Origin of the sequence: Paenibacillus sp. FSL W8-0186, from assembly GCF_037969765.1 — a bacterium.
GTDB lineage: Bacteria > Bacillota > Bacilli > Paenibacillales > Paenibacillaceae > Fontibacillus > Fontibacillus woosongensis.
The window spans coordinates 3,887,132-3,905,052 of sequence record NZ_CP150207.1; the positions used below are offsets into that span (position 1 = coordinate 3,887,132).

Here is a 17,921-nt window from a genome sequence, read left to right on the forward strand (position 1 = left end):
ATTTACGGGCCTTTTCTTGATTCGTGCTATCCAGTTGTAGCAAATCCGCTCCGCCTGAGCGCTGAATTATTTAATGTCTTTGCCTGTGAACAGAGATACTCTTGCTTTCACGAGCTCTGTATATTCGGCTTCCATTTTTTCTGCACCTGCTTTATCAAGCTCAGCGAGGAAGTCATCATAGATTTTGTCGAAGTTCTCGCGTTTGGCCAGAACGGCTTCCGGAATCCTTTTGCGGATGATATCCTGCGTTTTCTTGAAGATGATTTGATAATCGCCGTCCGTAGGAACAGGCATGTTGTACAGAGCGCCCCATTCCTTCGCTTTAAAATCGCTTTCTTGCGGGAACAGGTCTTTCCACGTCGTTGCGCCGTATGCTTTTAAAGTTTCTTTCTCTGCTTCAGTGTAGCCGGCAACAATTTGCTCAGGGAAATTCGTCGTATAGTAGTTTCCAGTAGAATCTTTAACTCCATCGCCATAGCGAGCACTCATTGCCAAGTACAAGCCAATGCCGGATTCCTTCGTAAAGTTAGTTGCATCATTCACTTTTCTATCTTGAATTTCTTGCGGAATTACCCGAACGCCGTTTTCAACGTTATAATGCTTGCCTTCAATACCCCAGTTTCTAAGAATTTGGCCTTCTTCGGAGGCCAGCCAATCCAGAAACTTTATAGCGCGGACCGGATCTTTGCAAGCAGTTGTTATGCTGATGCCATAGCCGTCAACGCCTGCCGATTGGAAGGAGTGGTCAACGTATTCTTCAGACAATGTTACAGGGAAATGTGCATAAGTGTATTCATCCTTGCCCGCTGTTTTTAACGCATTTTCAGCATCCTGATATCCCCACTCCTGGTCAATGAGACCCAGAACGCGGCCGCTGGCGATTTTAGCTTTGTACTGGTCATCTTTTTGCACGAAAGTATCTTTATCAAGCAATCCTTCATTGTACATATGGTTCAGCCAACGGAAATATTCCTTTTCTACCGGGCGTTTATAGTGCAGAATCGCCTCATAAGTTTCCGGGTTCACATAGTATTCCCCGTCATCCGGTGCCCCTGTTGCCAGGAATGCCGGATTGGTTACGGTAATCATGATTCTCCAGTCATCCGCATTAAGTGTGAGCGGAATGGTCGGCTGTCCATCGGTAGTCGGATGCTTCTCTACGTATTGCTTCAATACGTTTTCGAAATCTTGGACTGTACGGACCTTAGGATAACCTAGCTCCTTCAATACGCGTTGTTGGATTTCAAAACCTCCAATTGCATCAAAAGATTCCTGATCCACACCCACATTTGTCGTTAAAGAATAAATAGCCGGATCTTCGTTGCTGTATTTCAGGCGATTCATATTCTCGCTGAATATTTTCTTAATATTTGGAGCATGTTCTTCAATTAGCGGGGCCATGTCAACAATAAGTTCTGCGTCCACCAGACTGGATAAGTTTCCTTTGGCAAAAATAAGATCAGGTACATCACCGCTAGCTGCCATCAACGCAATTTTATTATCCCCACCACCGCTGCCGACGTCATACTCCGCTTCAATCGTGACGCCCGTTTTCTCCGTGATGACTTTGCCGATATCATCCTGCATATTATTCCAGTTTGGACTTGCGTCCGCTCCGAAGAACGTAAGGGTGATCGGGCTGGTATCTGCTCCCGCCTCAGTGCTTTGATTCGTGTTGCCCGTATTCGCATTCCCTGCATTTTTGCTGTCACCGCCAGAGCTTCCGCAGCCGCTAAGCAGCATCATGCTTGCCAGCAGAAGTGCAACGATTGTCTTTGGACTTTTCCGCTTCTTCATTTCTACTTTCCCCCTCATGTCATAATCACAACTATATTTGTATAACAGGCTGTCCCTGCGTATACCGATATCTAGGTAAGTGCTTACAATCCTAGGTTTAGAAAATATATGCTAATTTCTCCGCATCATCTGAACCATTACGCCTTGACGGCTCCAAGCGTCATCCCTGATACGAAATACCGCTGCAGGAACGGATATACGAACAATATTGGTAGTGTTACGACGATCGTAATCGCCATCTTGATCGATTCTGGTGATACTTGTGCCATTTGATTCGCCATATCATTGGCATTGATCATATTCGCCCCCTGGTTCGTGCTCTGAAGAATTTTCATCAATTCAAACTGCAGTGTCGTTAAATGGGGCTTGTTGCCATTGTACAAATAAGTATCAAACCAAGAATTCCATTGTCCAACAGCCAGGAACAAGGCTATCGTAGCCAGAACAGGCTTACAAAGCGGAAGGATTACCTTATAGTAAATCGTAAAGTCGTTTGCTCCATCCAAGGTCGCTGACTCCTGAAGGGCATACGGCAGTCCATCGATAAATGAACGGATAACGAAGACGTTAAATGCACTTACAATTCCCGGAAGAATATAAATCCAAAACGTACCGATCAGATCTAGATGACGCATAAGCATATATGTCGGAACCAACCCGCCGGAAACATACATAGTTAATGCCAGAAATGTAGATATAAATTTCCTGGATTGGAAGTCCTGGCGACTCAGCGTATACGCGAGCATGGATGAGCTGATAAGCCCTAGAATGGTTCCGGAAAGCGTACGCAGAATCGATATTTTGAAGCCTTGAATCAAGCCGCTGTAACTAAATATCGTTTTGTAATTTTCCCAAGTGAAACTTCGCGGCCAAATATAGATACCGCCTCGAACCGTATCCGTCGAATCATTTAACGAAATCGCCAGTACATTCAAGAATGGATATAATGTAATGATCATAATGATCGTCATCAGCGCGAGATTGAAAACATCAAAGATTCGATCGGATTTGGTGGAGTTGAATGCTTTGCTTGCCATAATTTTCTCCTCTCCCCTTACATGATGCTTTCTTTTGTTGTTTTCTTCATGATGCCGTTCGCCGTTAGCAGCAGTATGATACTTACAACAGAGGTGAACATACTGATGGCGGTACCGTAAGAGAAGCGTCCTATGTTAATGCCGTAATTGAGCGCATAAAGGTCAAGCACTTCCGAATAATCCGTGACCAGCGAGTTGCTGAGCTGGAACTGCTTCTCGAAGCCGATACCGATCAAATGGCCTATCGACATAATCAGCAGCACGGAAATCGTCGTTCGGATTCCCGGTAGAGTAATGTTCCACATTTGACGAAAACGCCCCGCTCCATCGACTCTCGCGGCCTCGTACAATTCTCTATCAATACCTGCGATAGCCGCCAAATATATGATGGCGTTCCAGCCGGTCTCCTTCCAGACGTCGGAAACGGTTACAATTCCCCAAAACCATTTGCCTTGGGCCATAAACTGAATGGGTTTTTCTATAATATGAAGCGCTAGCAAAATCTCGTTGACGATGCCTCCGTCCATGGAGAGCATTTTGGTAATGATCCCCGCTACAACGACCCACGAGACGAAATGTGGCAGGTAAGATACCGTCTGAACCGTTCGTTTAAAAAATTTGCCCCTCATCTCATTCAGAAATACAGCAAAGGCGATCGGAATCACAAAACCGGCTATCAATCCCAGCACGCTCATTGCGAGCGTATTTCTAAGTACGAGATAAAATCTTTCATCCTGGAACAGGTCCACGAAATTTTTCATGCCGACCCATTTCTGATCGAAAAACGACTTAGACGGTTTATAGTTCTGGAAAGCCATCGTCCAGCCCCAAATCGGCAAATAGTTAAAAACGAACAACCAGATTACGAATGGCAAGGACATCAAATAAAGGTATCTTTGCCGTACTACAGTTCGCCAAAATCCTTTCTTCCGCTTCTTCTGCGGATTAGGGGTTACGCTTACATTTCCAGTATCGGCTTGCGCTGAGAGCGTCTTCATATGTCTGTCCAATCCCCCCTTCTTACTATATATTTAAGATAAACCAGAAGAGGAGCAGGGAATACCCGACAGATTTCAGAGAAAACCATATAGAAATTAGACATTCTCCAGAGATTGTTAGATCTTTTCTCGTTTTAAAGGAATCGTGAAGGAAATCACAGTTCCTTGTCCATATTCGCTGGAAATGCTCAAACCGTGCATATCCCCAAATGTCATCGTTAACCTTTGCTGGACATTGCTTAATCCGATGCGATTATTCACGGCTGTTTGCGCTTCGGCCATGGAACGCCGAACCTCTTCAAGCCGTTCCAAAGCCATTCCGATGCCATCGTCCTGAATGACGATTTCAGCATGGTCATCTACAGCATGAATCCGCAATTGGACATGAACTCCGACTTCCTTGTTCTCTACGCCGTGCACGACCGCATTCTCCACAAGCGGCTGAATGATCAGAGGCGGCATGCGAATACCTTCTAGCTTGCGGTCTATGATTAGCTCATAATTCAGCCGATCCTCGTAGCGGAATTTTTGGATTTCCAAATAAGAACGGACCATTTCCAGCTCTTCCTTGAGCGTAATTTGATCCCGGCCTACTTCCAGGTTTTTGCGCATCAGCTTCCCGAGCAGCCGGACAACGTTGGCGATCTCTTTCTCACCCTTCATATGGGCATTCATGCGAATCGACTCGAGGGCATTAAACAGAAAATGCGGGTTGATTTGGCTGGCCAGCATCTTCAACTTGATCTCCCTCTGGGCGATTTCCAGGGAGTTGTTCTGTTCGGTCTTCTCTACAACCTGATTCATGAGCAGGTTAATACTCTCGACCATATAATTGAATTGCCGCGACAGCTGACCGATCTCATCATTCCCGTCAACGGAGGAGACGACGGCAAGGTCGCCTAGCGCCAGCCGGTTAAAGTGGCGGCTGAGGCGCAGCAGCCGGTTGGTCATCAGGAACGACACAATATAAACAAATAACAGGGCAATCAGCAGCACAAGCAATATAAACAGCAGGCCCAGCACGCTAACTTGATTGGCGCCCTTGACAATAGCCTTTGTGGCAAAGACGGAGACAATCTTCAGGCCATTCATGCTGGATTCGGGAAGCAAATCCTCGATAACCAGGTAGGAGGGCTCGCCTTGAATATCCATTTTATGGGCGCCATTTGGCTGCTGATGCAGATCGATCCCGTAATCGAGCTCATCAATGGTTTTGCCCACCAAACGGGGATCTTTCCCCGCCACGATATAGCCCTGCTCATCGAAAATCAGCGTCTCGAACTGTTCCTGCCGCAGCATCCGGTTCAATTCCTCCTGATCCAGCACGACCATAAGCACGCCGCTTGCGCGATGCTCGGGAAATGGAATTTGCCGTACCAGGCTCAGCTTGCGAACAGGAACATCTACCTCGTCGGCAATATAGAACCAGCCGATGCTCTTCGACTCCATCGCTCTCTTATGCCACACCGTGGAGCGGGTGGCCTCATCCAGCGGAATAAGCTCCAAATTGTTAATCAGCGTTGGGTTGTCGTAATAGAAACGAATCGCAGAAATTCCGCGGTAAAGACGGACATTATCCTTGAAATCATCGTAATCCAAATAAGCTTTAGTCAGCTCGAACACGCTCGGATATGACGTAGTCACCATTTTCTCCAGCTTCTTATCGAACATAAATGTATTGGATAAGTCCGTAGGTACGCGAAGCATGTTGGCCAATTGGGTTTTGATTTTCTGTACGTCGTTCGTCGTTTGCACGATCGCCCGGTCCATCGCCTGCTGGCGGAAATAACTCGTTACTGCCCCTCCCACAATGAGAACGGGAAGCATAACGACCACGATATAAGTAATCAGAAGCTTGTGCTTCAGCCTGAGATCATTCAAAATACGCACCATTTTGGTTCGCAAAAAAACACCACCTGACTGTTTGACATTTACTCTGCGACTCTAGTATCCCTCGATGGACTAGTCTCTTCCGCGTATCTATTATGACAAAACCGGGTTACCACAGAAAAGGGACATCCAGGCAAGGTTCAAGTAACTAGATGTAATTCATGCAACTAGTTCATCGGTTTTGGCTGTGTTAGAGGGAACTAACTGCAAAACCTACATTTAGATTTAAGCTATTTCGACGAATGCGCTCCATTCAAGCAAACTAACTGCATGTTTTGCATTTAGCACATGTATTTTTTATAAAACGAGCTTAACTAAATGTATTAAATACATTTCGCTAGACTCCCACATGGTTACTTCTGTGATGTGATCAACCATGGCTCCACCTGTGGTGTGATTGAAACATGACTCCTCTTATGGTGTAATCAACATGATTCCTCTTATATATATCAAACATGACTTCTCGATATTGATTTGATCCCCAATGAATGGTTACTTAATGGTTACTTGAGCTTCCGGAAGGCGAAGAAATGTATACAACGGGTACTAGTTACTGCCAGTGTCCTAACAAAAACACCCAATAAAAGCGGAAAATATCCCCTATGATGCAGGGGATATTTCCACTTGAATCCAACTTGTTTATTTAAGTGTCACTTGAATTTCCACTTTACCGCTGAATGCGCCTACTGCGATGCTGCCGTCGGCGTTCAGCTGGCCGCCTTGCACCGATGCTGCCTGGCCGAAGCCGTGCAGGCTGATGTTAAACGGCTTGCCTGCGCCATCCGCCGTGATGCGGAGCGTAGAGCCTTCGCGCGATACCGCGATTCCCAGCTCGGTTTCACCCTTCACGTTGCGAACCTTCCGGGATACCTGCGCACCGTCTTCGATTTGATACAATCTGACATCTGCGTCCTGAGCGTAGTCATAATCCGGTTTGACATCGTTCGCACCCATAACGAGGATGGAGTTCGGACGCACGAAGAGCGGCAGGCTGAAGAAGTCATAGTTCTCTTTGCGCCATTTTCCACCTTCGATCGTTTCGCCCGTCAATAGATGGGTCCATCTGCCTTCAGGCAAGTAGTAGGCTACGTTGCCTTCCTTGCTGAATACCGGTGCCACCAGCACGGAGTCGCCCAGCATATATTGACGGTCGAGCATTTCACTTGCCGGATCTTCCGGGAACTCCAGGAACATCGCGCGCATCGTCGGCACGCCCTGCTCCGTCGCTTCAACCGCTGTGTCGAACAAGTACGGCATCAGGCGGCATTTCAGCTTCGTGAAGAAGCGCGTTACGTCTACCGCCTCATCGTCGTATGCCCATGGAACCCGGTAAGAGCTGCTTCCATGGAGACGGCTGTGGCTGGACAGGAGCCCGAATGCAAGCCAGCGCTTGAACACGTCGGCAGGCGCCGTATTCTCGAATCCGCCAATATCGTGGCTCCAGAAGCCAAAGCCGGATACGCCAAGGGACAATCCGCCTCTCAAACTCTCAGCCATCGACTCGTAGTCCGCGTAGCAGTCTCCGCCCCAGTGAACCGGGAACTTCTGACCGCCCGCAGTAGCCGAACGGGCAAATAGTGCCGCTTCATTTTTGCCAAGCTTCTCTTCCAACACTTCAAACACAACTTTATTATACAATTGAGTGTAGTAGTTGTGCATTTTCACCGGGTCAGAGCCATCATGATAGACGACATCCGTTGGAATCCGCTCGCCGAAGTCGGTCTTGAAGCTGTCCACGCCCATATCTACGAGATCACGCAGATAGCCCGCGAACCATTCGCACGCATCGGGATTCGTGAAGTCAACAAGCGCCATTCCCGGCTGCCACAAATTCCACTGCCATACGTCGCCATTAGGTCTTTTCACAAGATAGCCATGCTTCTTGCCCTCTTCAAACAGAGCGGAGCGCTGAGCGATATATGGATTGATCCATACGCAAATTTTAAGCCCCTTCTCTTTAAGACGCTTCAGCATTCCTTCCGGATCCGGGAAAGTGCGCTCGTCCCATTTGAAGTCCGTCCAGTGGAATTCGCGCATCCAGAAGCAGTCGAAGTGGAAGACATGCAGCGGCAAATCTCTTTCCGCCATGCCGTCAACAAAAGAGTTGACCGTCGCTTCATCATAGTTCGTTGTAAACGACGTCGTCAGCCACAGCCCGAACGTCCATGCCGGAGGCAGGGAAGGCTTGCCCGTAAGCGCCGTATATTTGTTCAGAACCTCTTTCGGCTCAGGACCGTCGATGACGAAATACTCAAGCGATTCCCCAGGAACGCTAAATTGTACTTTCTTGACCTTCTCGGAAGCTACTTCAAAGGAAACAGCACCCGGATCATTGACAAATACCCCGTATCCTTTGTTCGTAATATAAAAAGGAATGTTCTTGTAAGCTTGTTCGGAGCTTGTGCCGCCATCTTTATTCCAGATATCCACAACTTGACCGTTCTTGACGAAGGAAGTAAAGCGTTCTCCAAGCCCGTATACCCATTCGCCTACCGTAAGATCCAGTTCTTCGCGCATATATACCGCGCCGCCGTTCTCCTCGACATGAGCCATGGATTTGAACGCGCTGCCCGTAATGCGCTCCGAACCGCGGTAGAAATCAACAGACCATTGCGGCCCCTTGTTCACTCTGACGCTCAAATTACCGCTCTTCAGCTCAGCGTAATCGTCATTCTCCGTAATTTGGACGTGATCGCCGCTGCCGCCTGCGAGTTCGAAATGAGGACCGTGATCTACTGTACCAGCAAAATGCACCAGCTTCACGCCGATGACGCCTGGAAGCGGAGAGTGGAATTGAATCGTCAGCAGTTGGCCGTTGATCGTATTGGCACGACCTTGAATCGGCCTTGTCGAAGCATAGGCTGTCAGCTTATTATCCGCAATCATAAAATCGTGGGCCTGCACTGCTGTCGACAGTGTAAATCCTTCACGAATCAACCAGTTGCCGTCTGTAAATTTCATCGTTTGGAACCGCCTTTCTAATATCGTTGTAATCTTGCAATAAACCGTCTATACTTGCATTATACTGATAAAAAATAACCCATTCTAACATAATTTAATGAATTTATAACACAATATTGATGAGGTGAGCAGAATGGATCAAGCATTGCGCCGCTCTCTGAAAGAGAGCAAGACTCATGGCGACGAAAGATTGCCATTTGGCACCTACTGGTACCAGTTCGGCCCAGGCGAGCACGTCGTGGACTGCCATTGGCACGAGGAAGCTGAGTTCTTCTACTGCCTGGAGGGAGAGACGCTGTTCCAGGTAGACACCGATTATTTCGTCGTGCGGGCCGGCGAAGCCGTATTTATCGACGGCGGCGATATTCACGCCGCGCATGCCCATGGAGAACAGGGCTGCTCTTTTTTTACGCTCGTATTTGGAACGAATATGCTGTCCAGCGCTTATTATGACGCTGTTCAGGAGAATTTAATTCTTCCGCTGCAGGAAAGAAAAGCCACGTTCCCCCGTCATATATCCGGGAAGCATGATTACGGACAACCCTTGTTGCAGCACCTGGCAGCGATCATGGACAGCTGCGAGGCAAGAGCTCCCGGATATGAGGGTTCTGTCAAAGGGCATCTCTATCTTATGCTCTCGGAATTAGCGGTACGTGGCCAGCTGTGCAACCGTGCGGCAACGACCGGCAATGACTCCTTCAAAATCGAGCGGCTGAAAAAGGTCATCCATTACATTCAGCAGAACTATGACCAGCAAATCCGGCTCTCCGAATTAGCCGCGCTCATTCCGATGAGCGAAGGACAGCTGTGCCGCTTCTTCAAATCCATGACCCGGCAGACCCCGATGGATTACATCAATTCCTACCGAATCCGGCAAGCCGTCGAGCTGCTTCGGGAGCCTGACCGCAAAATATCCGACATCGCTCTTGAGGTAGGCTATGACAATATCAGCTATTTCATCCGGGTATTCCGGAAGGCGATGAATTGCTCACCTTCAGAATTCCGTAAAAAATGGTTCGAATCGATCGAAGCTTAAATCAAACGATCCGGAACCAGCTAAGCCGGACCTCGCCCTTCAGCCTCAAATACAGCTGCCGGCGGCCAGAAACCGCTTCGACCGGAACCGATATCGTCGTCCATGCCTGTGGTCCGCCGGTCGGCAGCACGCGGCACTGGGCTGCGGCAGGCCCGTCCGCGGCATCCAGCGCAATTTCGATCTCGCCGCCCCGGATAGCTCCCGATACTCTCGCTTCAAACCGCTGAGCCTGGCTTCCGAACTCCACGTCATGGAACGCGATCCAGCCTTCTTCAGACTTACAGGCCACGCTCTCGCCGCCCTCGCGGCATTCGTCGATGAAGACGCCCTCGTAGTCGTCATAGTTTACAGCCCTCACCGGGGCTGCGGCCATCCGCGGCGGAATCTGTTCTCCTTCAACCTCAAGGGACGTTTCGAGCATGATATCCCCGGAGGAACGACCGACCATCAGCGTATATGTTCCGCGCTCCACACAATAACGATCCCGGGTTACGTCCCAGAAGGCCAGGTCGGCGCTATTCAGCTCGAACGTTACTGCAGCCGATGCCCCGGCGGCCAGATGGATGCGCCGGAACCCGCTTAACGTCTTCAATGGGCGTACAACCCGGGACTGGTTCGCGCGGACATACAGCTGAACGACCTCGTCACCGTCCAGTTGCCCAGCGTTGCGCACATTTACGGATACGGTGACGGACTCATTTTCGGATATTTTAACGGCGCTTAATGTCAAATCACTGTATGAGAACTCGGTATAACTGAGTCCATGACCAAAAGGAAACAGCGCTTCGCCCTCGAAGTATTGGTAGGTTCTTTTGCCCTTGATGATGTCATAGTCCATCATGTCCGGCAGCTCGGAGGCCGATTTGTACCAGGTCATATTCAAACGTCCAGCCGGATTGTAATCTCCGAACAGCACGTCGCCCACCGCATGTCCAAGCTCCTGTCCCCCATGCGATGTAAATATAATAGAAGGAACATGCTCCTTCTCCCAATTGACCGCAAACGGGTAACTGCCGACAATAACGACAACGGTATTGGGATTGGCTGCATGTACGGCCTGAATCAAGGCATGCTGTGATGGCGGCAGCGTAATGTCGGCGCGATCCGTCGTTTCCTTGCCGTTGATGAACGGACTGTTGCCGACAAATACAATGGCCGTATCGGCAGATTTCGCCGTGTCGACAGCCTCCTTCAGCCCGTCCTGCACGACCTCTACATAAAATCCGCTTACAGCTGCAGCACCCTGCTCTACTTTGGTGACGACCAGCCGCTTGTTCTCATCCTCGATGATTGCCTTGCCTTCCCAGGATTTCATGACGAGCGCGTCCTTTTCGCCTTTGGCGAAGCTGAACACCTCTTTGACGAACCAGCCGCTGGCCTCCTCCGAGACAGCAGCAATGCCTCCGCCCTGTCCGTGGTCGCGTTCTGTGATAAATTTGCCGTTGCCCAGCGCCCGCAGCGTAAGGCTGTCCCAGCCCCAGTCCGTGCATTCGAATACTTCAGCTTGCTCGGCAGATACCGTGTCCGCTCTGAGCTGCCCGTCTTCGGGAGCAACGGAAATATAATTTCCGCTCTCGGCGGAGCGAAGACGAACCCGGTTATTTCCCGTAGAAAAATGGACCCGGCTCGTGCCTAACTGCTCCATCACGCCCTGAAGCGGCGTAATTTTGTATGCCGGCGTGCCGCTATACCAGTCGGTATAGGCCTCATTTGCAAGCGGTCCGATCACGGCAACGGAGCCCTGCCCCTTCGGCAGCGGCAGCAGTCCCTCGTTCTTCAGCAGCACGATCGATTCCTGAGCCGCTCTCCGCGACAGGGCCGAGTGCTCCGGCGCGCAAAGCTTCGACTCCGGCACATGGCTGTAAGGATTGCGCTCATCCGGATCGAACTCTCCTAGACGGAAGCGAACCCGAAAGGTGTTGCGCAGCGCATGATCTAAATCGCTCTCTGCCAGAATGCCTTGCTCCAGCGCATCGCGCAGCGCCTGGAATGAAATGTCCTGGTCATCGGTGATGCTGTCGATTCCCGCCTTCACCGAGCCTGCGACCGCCTCGGCATAAGACTGGACATAACCGTGATCCATGACCGTTCCCAGCACGTCCCCGGCATCGCCGACAACAAAGCCGTCCATGCCCCATTCGCCTTTGACAATTTCGTTGACTTCATTATTCAAGTTGCACGGCGTCCCGTTGATGCCGTTATACGCAGTCATCATCGAGCCAGCACGACCTTCACGGAATGGCGCTTCAAACGCCTTCAAATAGTACTCGCGCTTATTCCGGGGGTCGATGCTGACCGAAGCGCTGCCGCGGTCGATCTCGTTATTGTTCCCATAGAAATGCTTCAAGGTGGCTACCGTCTTGTAGTAGAAAGGATGGTCTCCCTGCATTCCCTTAATTAGCTCGGTCGTCAAGCGCCCGGTCAAGCACGGATCTTCCCCATACGCTTCTTCGGTCCGGCCCCAGCGGGGATCGCGCTCCATATCGACCGTCGGCGCCCAAATCGTCAGGCCGTTGATGGCCGGATCACGCTGGTAGTACACCCGGGCTTCATCGGCAATGACCGTGCCGATTTCATGCATCAGCTCGGGATTCCACGTGCAGGCAAGGCCCGTATTTTGCGGAAACACGGTCGCTTCGCCAAGCCAGGCCACACCGTGCGCCCCTTCGGTGCCATGCTTGTATTTGTTTACGCCCAGCCGGGGAATCTCCGCTTGGTATTGACACATTAATTGAATCTTCTCTTCCGTCGTAAATCTCGAGATTAGGTCGTTCACCCGCTCGTTCAGCGGCAAATCGGGATTCTGAAATGGAAATTGGTAATGATTCTCCACGTAAAATGACCTCATTTCTGTATGATTTTCAACCTTGAAAGCGCTTTTAAATTCTGCGCTGCTTACAGCTATCTTCCCATACTGTCATGATAGCTCGCGTGAAAAGGACTTCATACACGGAAGATTAGTCATGTTTTCATATAATAATCTAAGTTCTTCGTACTACTGAGCAGGCTTTCCGCTCTACCGGATGAATTAACGGGTTGAATGGATTTCATGCATCTAATTACTGTTCAATAAGGCTGTTTCGCAAAATAGCTGTATTTAAAGTAACTAAAACACAGCTTTTCAACCTATCGGGACATTTTTTAAATTCTTACTGCTAGAAATCCAGTTAATGGCGCATTCAGCGATGGACCATATCCTTTTACTACAGCAAATGCAGTTAGCTGCGTGCTCGGAAATAGGGACAAAAAAATCTTTCCAGGTTGATGCCTGGAAAGATCGGATGGCGCAGCCTAAGCCTGCATTTTTGTGCTTCGCTTTAACGAAGAGCCTGCTGATTCGTTCTGATCACTCACTGCTCGCATGCCGGCGATAAGCGGACGGAGAAGTGCCTACGTACTTTTTGAATTTGGAGTGAAAATAATCGACGTTCGTATAGCCGACCTTCTCGGCTACCTGGTACACCTTATAACCGGCCTCAAGATAAGATTTCGCCTTCTCGATCCGAACCTTGTCTAGATAGGTATTGAAGTATTCCCCCGTCTCATTCTTGAACAGCTTGCCTAAGTAGGCGCTATTATAGTTCAGGACGCCCGACAGCGTCTCCAGCTTCAGGTTGTCGCTGAAATTCCGTTCGATCAGGTCGAGCATGATTTTGACTTCGCGGTGCCTGTCTTTCTCCCCCAGGCTGTTCATCAACTGCTGAAAGAAATCATCGATCTTGTCATACAGTGAATAGATGCTGCGCATATGATATATTTCGGCCAGCATATCCGAGAAGGGCTTGCTATGCTGCTGAAGCTCAGGATGCTGTTGCAGCCCCTTGCCCATAACGGAGGTTAAAATTTCCACGAAACGGCGTTTGATATCTGTCTCGGAATATCCTTCCGCAACCAAGCTGCGCCCAGTCTGCCTAACCAGTGATTTCACGGCTTTCATATTGCCGATATCGACGGCATAATATATTTGATCCGTTAGAGTTTCGGATGGGAGAACCTCGGAGCAACCCTCTTCATACTCACTATGCTTATCGTCCTGGCATAGCAGTTTCCCATCATCAAGAAAAAAATGCAGCTTGATCAGTTCGCGCGCAGCGCTGTAGGAACCGGCTATTTCATCCAACGAACCTGCCTTGGAGCCAAGCGCCACCGTAAATTCTACGCCTGTCTCACCTATGGCAGTCCGGATGGAGCGGTATACGCCTTCCCTCTCTATAGCAAGCAGCGGTTCCTTCAGCAGTACGCCGACTTGCCCGTAAAGCTCGAAAACAAGGCCCCGGTCATCTTGCTCGAAGGTCTCGGCCATAGCCCTTCTCAGCAGATAAAGCACCGATTCCGTCAATTCGTCATGTAAAGCGACAAGCAGCACCTGGTAGCAATTCCATATTAGCCCCAGTTCCTCGGCCCGATCCTTCAGCTGGCGGCGGTCATCCGACGTAGGCTCCGTATTCGTGAGCAGCATATGAATCAAAGCTTCCCTCGTCCACTCCTTCGTGGCATGCTGCCATTCTTCCGATGCCCGTTCCTCTTCGATCGCCGCCTTGATCCCCCGGAGGTACTCCATCAACTCGTCCTCGTCGACGGGTTTAAGCAAATAACCGTCGGCCCGATGAGCGATGGCCTTCTTGGCATAGTCAAAATCCGCATATCCGCTTAGAATCAGGATATGAAGCAAGGGATCCAGCTCACGAAGGCGCTGAATAAGCTGGAGCCCGTCCATGCCCGGCATTCTAATATCAGCAATAACGAGCCCCGGCCGGCAAACTGCGTACTTCTCCAGCGCTTCGTTTCCATTGGCCGCCGTATCCGCTACCCGGTAACCAAGAGCTTCCCAATCGATAAACGCGCGAAGTCCTTCTCTCAGCTTCGGCTCATCATCCACAATCAGGACGTCAATCATCCAGAACTCCTCCTCCGGATTTATTTATAAACGGCATGTCGCGCCAAATCTTCGACTTGCCTCCGGCCTATTTCCAATACAAATAAACTGTCATCTCATATCACAGTTAGAGTTAAGCGCTTTCATTCATCATATACCCGATTCCCGGTTCTTGGCCTATATAATCCTGTGCATTTGTTGCACTATTTTGACATTGTGCTGTGAAAAAATAAGGGTTCCAGGCAGTGGATTGTCTGCGGCATGGAACCCTTTCCGAACAAACAGCGCCTTGCAGTTAGAACGTTTCCCGAACCCATACGCTCATTTCGCCTTCACCGCGATTGGCCCAGGCGTAATAAGGTATAAATGTCACTTTCGCTTCTTGCAGAGCTGGCACGGCCTCCGAGCTGTACAACCCGCCCGGCCACTTAGCGGCATCCTGCCGCAGGCCTTGGGCCGTGATCGCTACGGCGCCCCCCAGCAAGCCGTTTTCAAATTTCGCCTCAAGCTTGGCGTTGGCCGGCAGTACGATTTCATGCAGGTTCGCGCCGTTATCCGCCTGCTCCAGACAATACACAAGCGGCCCGCGCTGCAGCGCGACTTTGCCCGCATTTCCGCGAACCAGGGGATGGCTGCGCATACGCTCCACCGGCATATCCAGTACCAGCTCTACGAAGTCGCCCTGCTGCCAATTCCGGGAGATATGAACGTAGCCATCCTGAATAACTTGGCCGTCCACCGGATATGGCTCGTTGTTGACGGACAGGCGGGCATGTCTGCACCAGCCAGGAATACGCAGCGCGAGAGCGAATTCACCAGGCTCCTGCGGGTTAATTTCGAACCGAATCCGTCCATCCCATGGATAATTGGAGGTTTGCTTCACCTGTACCTCGCTGCCTCCAACGTTCAACTTGGCTTCCCCGCCAATATAGAGATGGGCATAGATGGTGCCTCCCTGAACCATATAAATATACTCCCCTAATGAAGCGAGCAGGCGGGCTACGTTTGGCGGACAGCAGGCGCAGCCGAACCATTCCTGGCGCACCGGCTTGATATGGTCGAATTTGTGATTTGCCCCGCGGCAGGCTTTAGGATCAACCTCCAACGGGTTAACGTAGAAGAAATGCTTGCCGTCCCGCGACATACCGGCGACGACCGTATTGTACAGCGCCCGCTCCAGCACGTCGGCATACTCCGCCTGCGGAGCAATCCGCAGCATCCGGTGCGCAAAGAAGATCAGCCCGATGGAAGCGCATGTCTCGGCGTATACGGTATCGTTCGGCAGGTCGTAGTCGAACGAGAACGCCTCACCCTGCGGCATGGAGCCGATCGCTCCTGTAATGTACATCTGCCGGGACACGATGTTGTCCCACAGACGCCGGCAAGCTGCGAGAAGCGATTCGTCCTTTGTCTCGGCCGCCACATCCGCCATGCCCGTCAGCATATAGACCTCGCGGACAGCATGGCCGATTGCTTTCTCCTGCTCCCTGACGGGCGCGTGCGACTGACTATATTGCAAATCGATCGCATGATTAATTCCCGTCCAGTGGCTCTCGCCTCCGCGCTCCTTCAGCTGTATTTCATAGAAATTCGGCTTCTGGCCCCGCTGCTCTACAAAATATTGGGCAAGGCGCAAATAGCGCTCATTTCCGGTTGCGTGATAAAGCTTAACGAGGGCCAGCTTGATTTCCTGATGTCCATCATAGCCCCGAAGCTTGCCCGGCTCTGTGCCGAATACGGAGTCGATATGATCCGCAAAGCGGGATACGACGTCCAGCAGCTTTCTTTTCCCCGTCGCCCGGTAGTAGGCCACGCCCGCCTCGATCATATGGCCCGCGCAATAGAGCTCATGGCATTCCGCCAGATTGCTCCATCTTCTTCCCGGCTCTTTAAGCGTATAGTAAGTATTGAGGTAGCCATCCTCCTGTTGAGCCTTGGCGATGATCTCGATCACTTCGTCCGCCGTGCTCTCCAGCTCGGGATCCGGCTGCGATTCTAATAAATAGGATACAGCCTCCAGCCATTTGGCCACATCGCTGTCCTGAAACACCATGCCGTAAAATTCGCCCTCCTCCAGCCCGGCTGCAATCTTGAAATTGCGGATAGCCCCGCTTGGCTCGGCGGCTTCGATCCGGTCATTCAGCGCATCCCATTGGTAAGGAACTACGACGCTGCGCACCAAATCGATATAATAGCTCCAAAAATCGTCATGGATGTTCACATGATCAAGCGGCACTCTGTCAACATGCTGAAATGGTATAGATTTACTCATGCTGGAGCCCTCCCTTTTTCGAAATATCATACTGACAATTCTGATTCTATCCGATATATTTAATAATTAATATCAATAGTACCAACCTATTATTTATAATATTTCACACTAATAATCACACGGATGGACTAGGAGGATTCCTATGATCAGAGCCACAGAAATCGTCCATTTTCCGGCTCCGCCCGCTCCGTATTACCTGGAATGCGGCTATACCTCATACGCGCCGGGAGAAGCGCACCCTAACCGGCGGAACATGGGGAAATTCGATCTCATCCTTATGAAGTCCGGGACGCTGTTCATCGGTGAAGAGCAGCGGAAATGGGGCTTGACGGCCGGGCAATCGCTGCTGCTGCTTCCTGATCGTTATCATTATGCAGTTCAGCCCTGCGAGGAGGATACGACATTTTATTGGGTTCACTTTCACTCTGTATGCAAGTGGGCCGAATTTCCTGCCGACCAGCAGATCGCTCTCCAGTCGGAGCAGCATTATCATGAATTTCTGACTTCTCCCTATGACATCCAGCTGCCAAAAATGTGGGACATGCCTTACCCGGAGAGAGCTTACCAGCTTATGGAGACACTGCTGCAAACGCCCGGCACACGCCAATCCAGCGCCTTCTGGACACAGCAGCAGGCGTTCGAGGAACTGCTGCGCATGATGGATTTACGGCAGCTCGAACAGTATACGTCCCCCGCCGTCGCCGTTGCCGAGAAGACCGAGGCCTTCATCCGGAACAACTACCGCACTGAGCTGACGAGCGGGGATATGTCTGCGGCGCTGCACTACCATTACAACTACATTACGCGCTGCATGAAGCAGGTCTACGGATTGACGCCAAACGATTATTTGCAGCATTACCGTCTGGAGCAGTCCAAGCTGCTTCTGCTGAAAACGGAGTGGAAAATCGCGGAAATCGCCAATTACGTCGGCTTTAGGAATACTCCGTATTTTTCCAATCGGTTCGCCGGCAAATACGGCTGTTCCCCGCAGCAGTTCCGCAGGCAATTCTCCCATACTCCCGTCGTCAGACTCAGAACAAAGAGCTGATCGCAT

General features: G+C 50.5%; 10 protein-coding genes. 2 read left to right on the plus strand and 8 right to left on the minus strand.

The window, feature by feature from the left end; translation table 11 throughout:
• Positions 1 to 66: 66 nt before the first annotated feature.
• The 5 genes from MKX50_RS17520 to yicI all read right to left on the minus strand — a co-directional run bounded on the left by MKX50_RS17520 (position 67) and on the right by yicI (position 8,683).
• Positions 67 to 1,797 carry an ABC transporter substrate-binding protein gene (locus tag MKX50_RS17520; protein WP_339157451.1) on the minus strand — a complete coding sequence of 577 codons (1,731 nt, stop codon included), beginning with the start codon at positions 1,795 to 1,797 and terminating at the stop codon, positions 67 to 69.
• Between the two features lie 137 nt (positions 1,798 to 1,934).
• Positions 1,935 to 2,834 (minus strand): carbohydrate ABC transporter permease, encoded by a 900-nt coding sequence (locus tag MKX50_RS17525; protein WP_213589954.1) that lies wholly within the window; start codon positions 2,832 to 2,834, stop codon positions 1,935 to 1,937.
• Between the two features lie 17 nt (positions 2,835 to 2,851).
• The gene (locus MKX50_RS17530; protein ID WP_339157453.1) at positions 2,852 to 3,832 is read right to left on the minus strand and encodes a sugar ABC transporter permease; all 981 of its coding nucleotides are present in this window, start codon (positions 3,830 to 3,832) and stop codon (positions 2,852 to 2,854) included.
• A 117-nt stretch (positions 3,833 to 3,949) separates the two neighbouring features.
• Positions 3,950 to 5,725 carry a histidine kinase gene (locus MKX50_RS17535; RefSeq protein WP_213590683.1) on the minus strand — a complete coding sequence of 592 codons (1,776 nt, stop codon included), beginning with the start codon at positions 5,723 to 5,725 and terminating at the stop codon, positions 3,950 to 3,952.
• Between the two features lie 636 nt (positions 5,726 to 6,361).
• The gene (yicI, locus tag MKX50_RS17540) at positions 6,362 to 8,683 is read right to left on the minus strand and encodes an alpha-xylosidase (protein WP_339157454.1); all 2,322 of its coding nucleotides are present in this window, start codon (positions 8,681 to 8,683) and stop codon (positions 6,362 to 6,364) included.
• A gap of 133 nt (positions 8,684 to 8,816) precedes the next feature.
• Between yicI and MKX50_RS17545 the strand changes: the two genes are divergently transcribed.
• Complete coding sequence (locus MKX50_RS17545; RefSeq protein ID WP_213589948.1) at positions 8,817 to 9,719, plus strand: AraC family transcriptional regulator; 903 nt, start codon at positions 8,817 to 8,819, stop codon at positions 9,717 to 9,719.
• A gap of 1 nt (position 9,720) precedes the next feature.
• Here MKX50_RS17545 and MKX50_RS17550 read toward each other — a convergent pair whose 3' ends face one another.
• The 3 genes from MKX50_RS17550 to MKX50_RS17560 all read right to left on the minus strand — a co-directional run bounded on the left by MKX50_RS17550 (position 9,721) and on the right by MKX50_RS17560 (position 16,867).
• Complete coding sequence (locus MKX50_RS17550) at positions 9,721 to 12,552, minus strand: glycoside hydrolase family 3 C-terminal domain-containing protein (protein WP_339157455.1); 2,832 nt, start codon at positions 12,550 to 12,552, stop codon at positions 9,721 to 9,723.
• Positions 12,553 to 13,065: 513 nt separating this feature from the next.
• Complete coding sequence (locus tag MKX50_RS17555) at positions 13,066 to 14,616, minus strand: response regulator transcription factor (protein ID WP_339157456.1); 1,551 nt, start codon at positions 14,614 to 14,616, stop codon at positions 13,066 to 13,068.
• A gap of 274 nt (positions 14,617 to 14,890) precedes the next feature.
• Positions 14,891 to 16,867: a beta-L-arabinofuranosidase domain-containing protein gene (locus MKX50_RS17560; RefSeq protein WP_339157457.1), complete on the minus strand. Its 1,977-nt coding sequence runs from the start codon at positions 16,865 to 16,867 to the stop codon at positions 14,891 to 14,893.
• Between the two features lie 142 nt (positions 16,868 to 17,009).
• Between MKX50_RS17560 and MKX50_RS17565 the strand changes: the two genes are divergently transcribed.
• Positions 17,010 to 17,915 (plus strand): AraC family transcriptional regulator, encoded by a 906-nt coding sequence (locus tag MKX50_RS17565; protein ID WP_339157458.1) that lies wholly within the window; start codon positions 17,010 to 17,012, stop codon positions 17,913 to 17,915.
• Positions 17,916 to 17,921 lie beyond the last annotated feature (6 nt).

Excerpts from the sequence above, each read along its gene's own strand:
- MKX50_RS17520 (WP_339157451.1), bottom strand. The coding sequence starts at position 1,797 with ATGAAGAAGCGGAAAAGTCCAAAGACAATCGTTGCACTTCTGCTGGCA.
- MKX50_RS17525 (WP_213589954.1), bottom strand. The coding sequence starts at position 2,834 with ATGGCAAGCAAAGCATTCAACTCCACCAAATCCGATCGAATCTTTGAT.
- MKX50_RS17530 (WP_339157453.1), bottom strand. The coding sequence starts at position 3,832 with ATGAAGACGCTCTCAGCGCAAGCCGATACTGGAAATGTAAGCGTAACC.
- MKX50_RS17535 (WP_213590683.1), bottom strand. The coding sequence starts at position 5,725 with ATGGTGCGTATTTTGAATGATCTCAGGCTGAAGCACAAGCTTCTGATT.
- yicI (WP_339157454.1), bottom strand. The coding sequence starts at position 8,683 with ATGAAATTTACAGACGGCAACTGGTTGATTCGTGAAGGATTTACACTG.
- MKX50_RS17545 (WP_213589948.1), top strand. The coding sequence starts at position 8,817 with ATGGATCAAGCATTGCGCCGCTCTCTGAAAGAGAGCAAGACTCATGGC.
- MKX50_RS17555 (WP_339157456.1), bottom strand. The coding sequence starts at position 14,616 with ATGATTGACGTCCTGATTGTGGATGATGAGCCGAAGCTGAGAGAAGGA.
- MKX50_RS17560 (WP_339157457.1), bottom strand. The coding sequence starts at position 16,867 with ATGAGTAAATCTATACCATTTCAGCATGTTGACAGAGTGCCGCTTGAT.
- MKX50_RS17565 (WP_339157458.1), top strand. The coding sequence starts at position 17,010 with ATGATCAGAGCCACAGAAATCGTCCATTTTCCGGCTCCGCCCGCTCCG.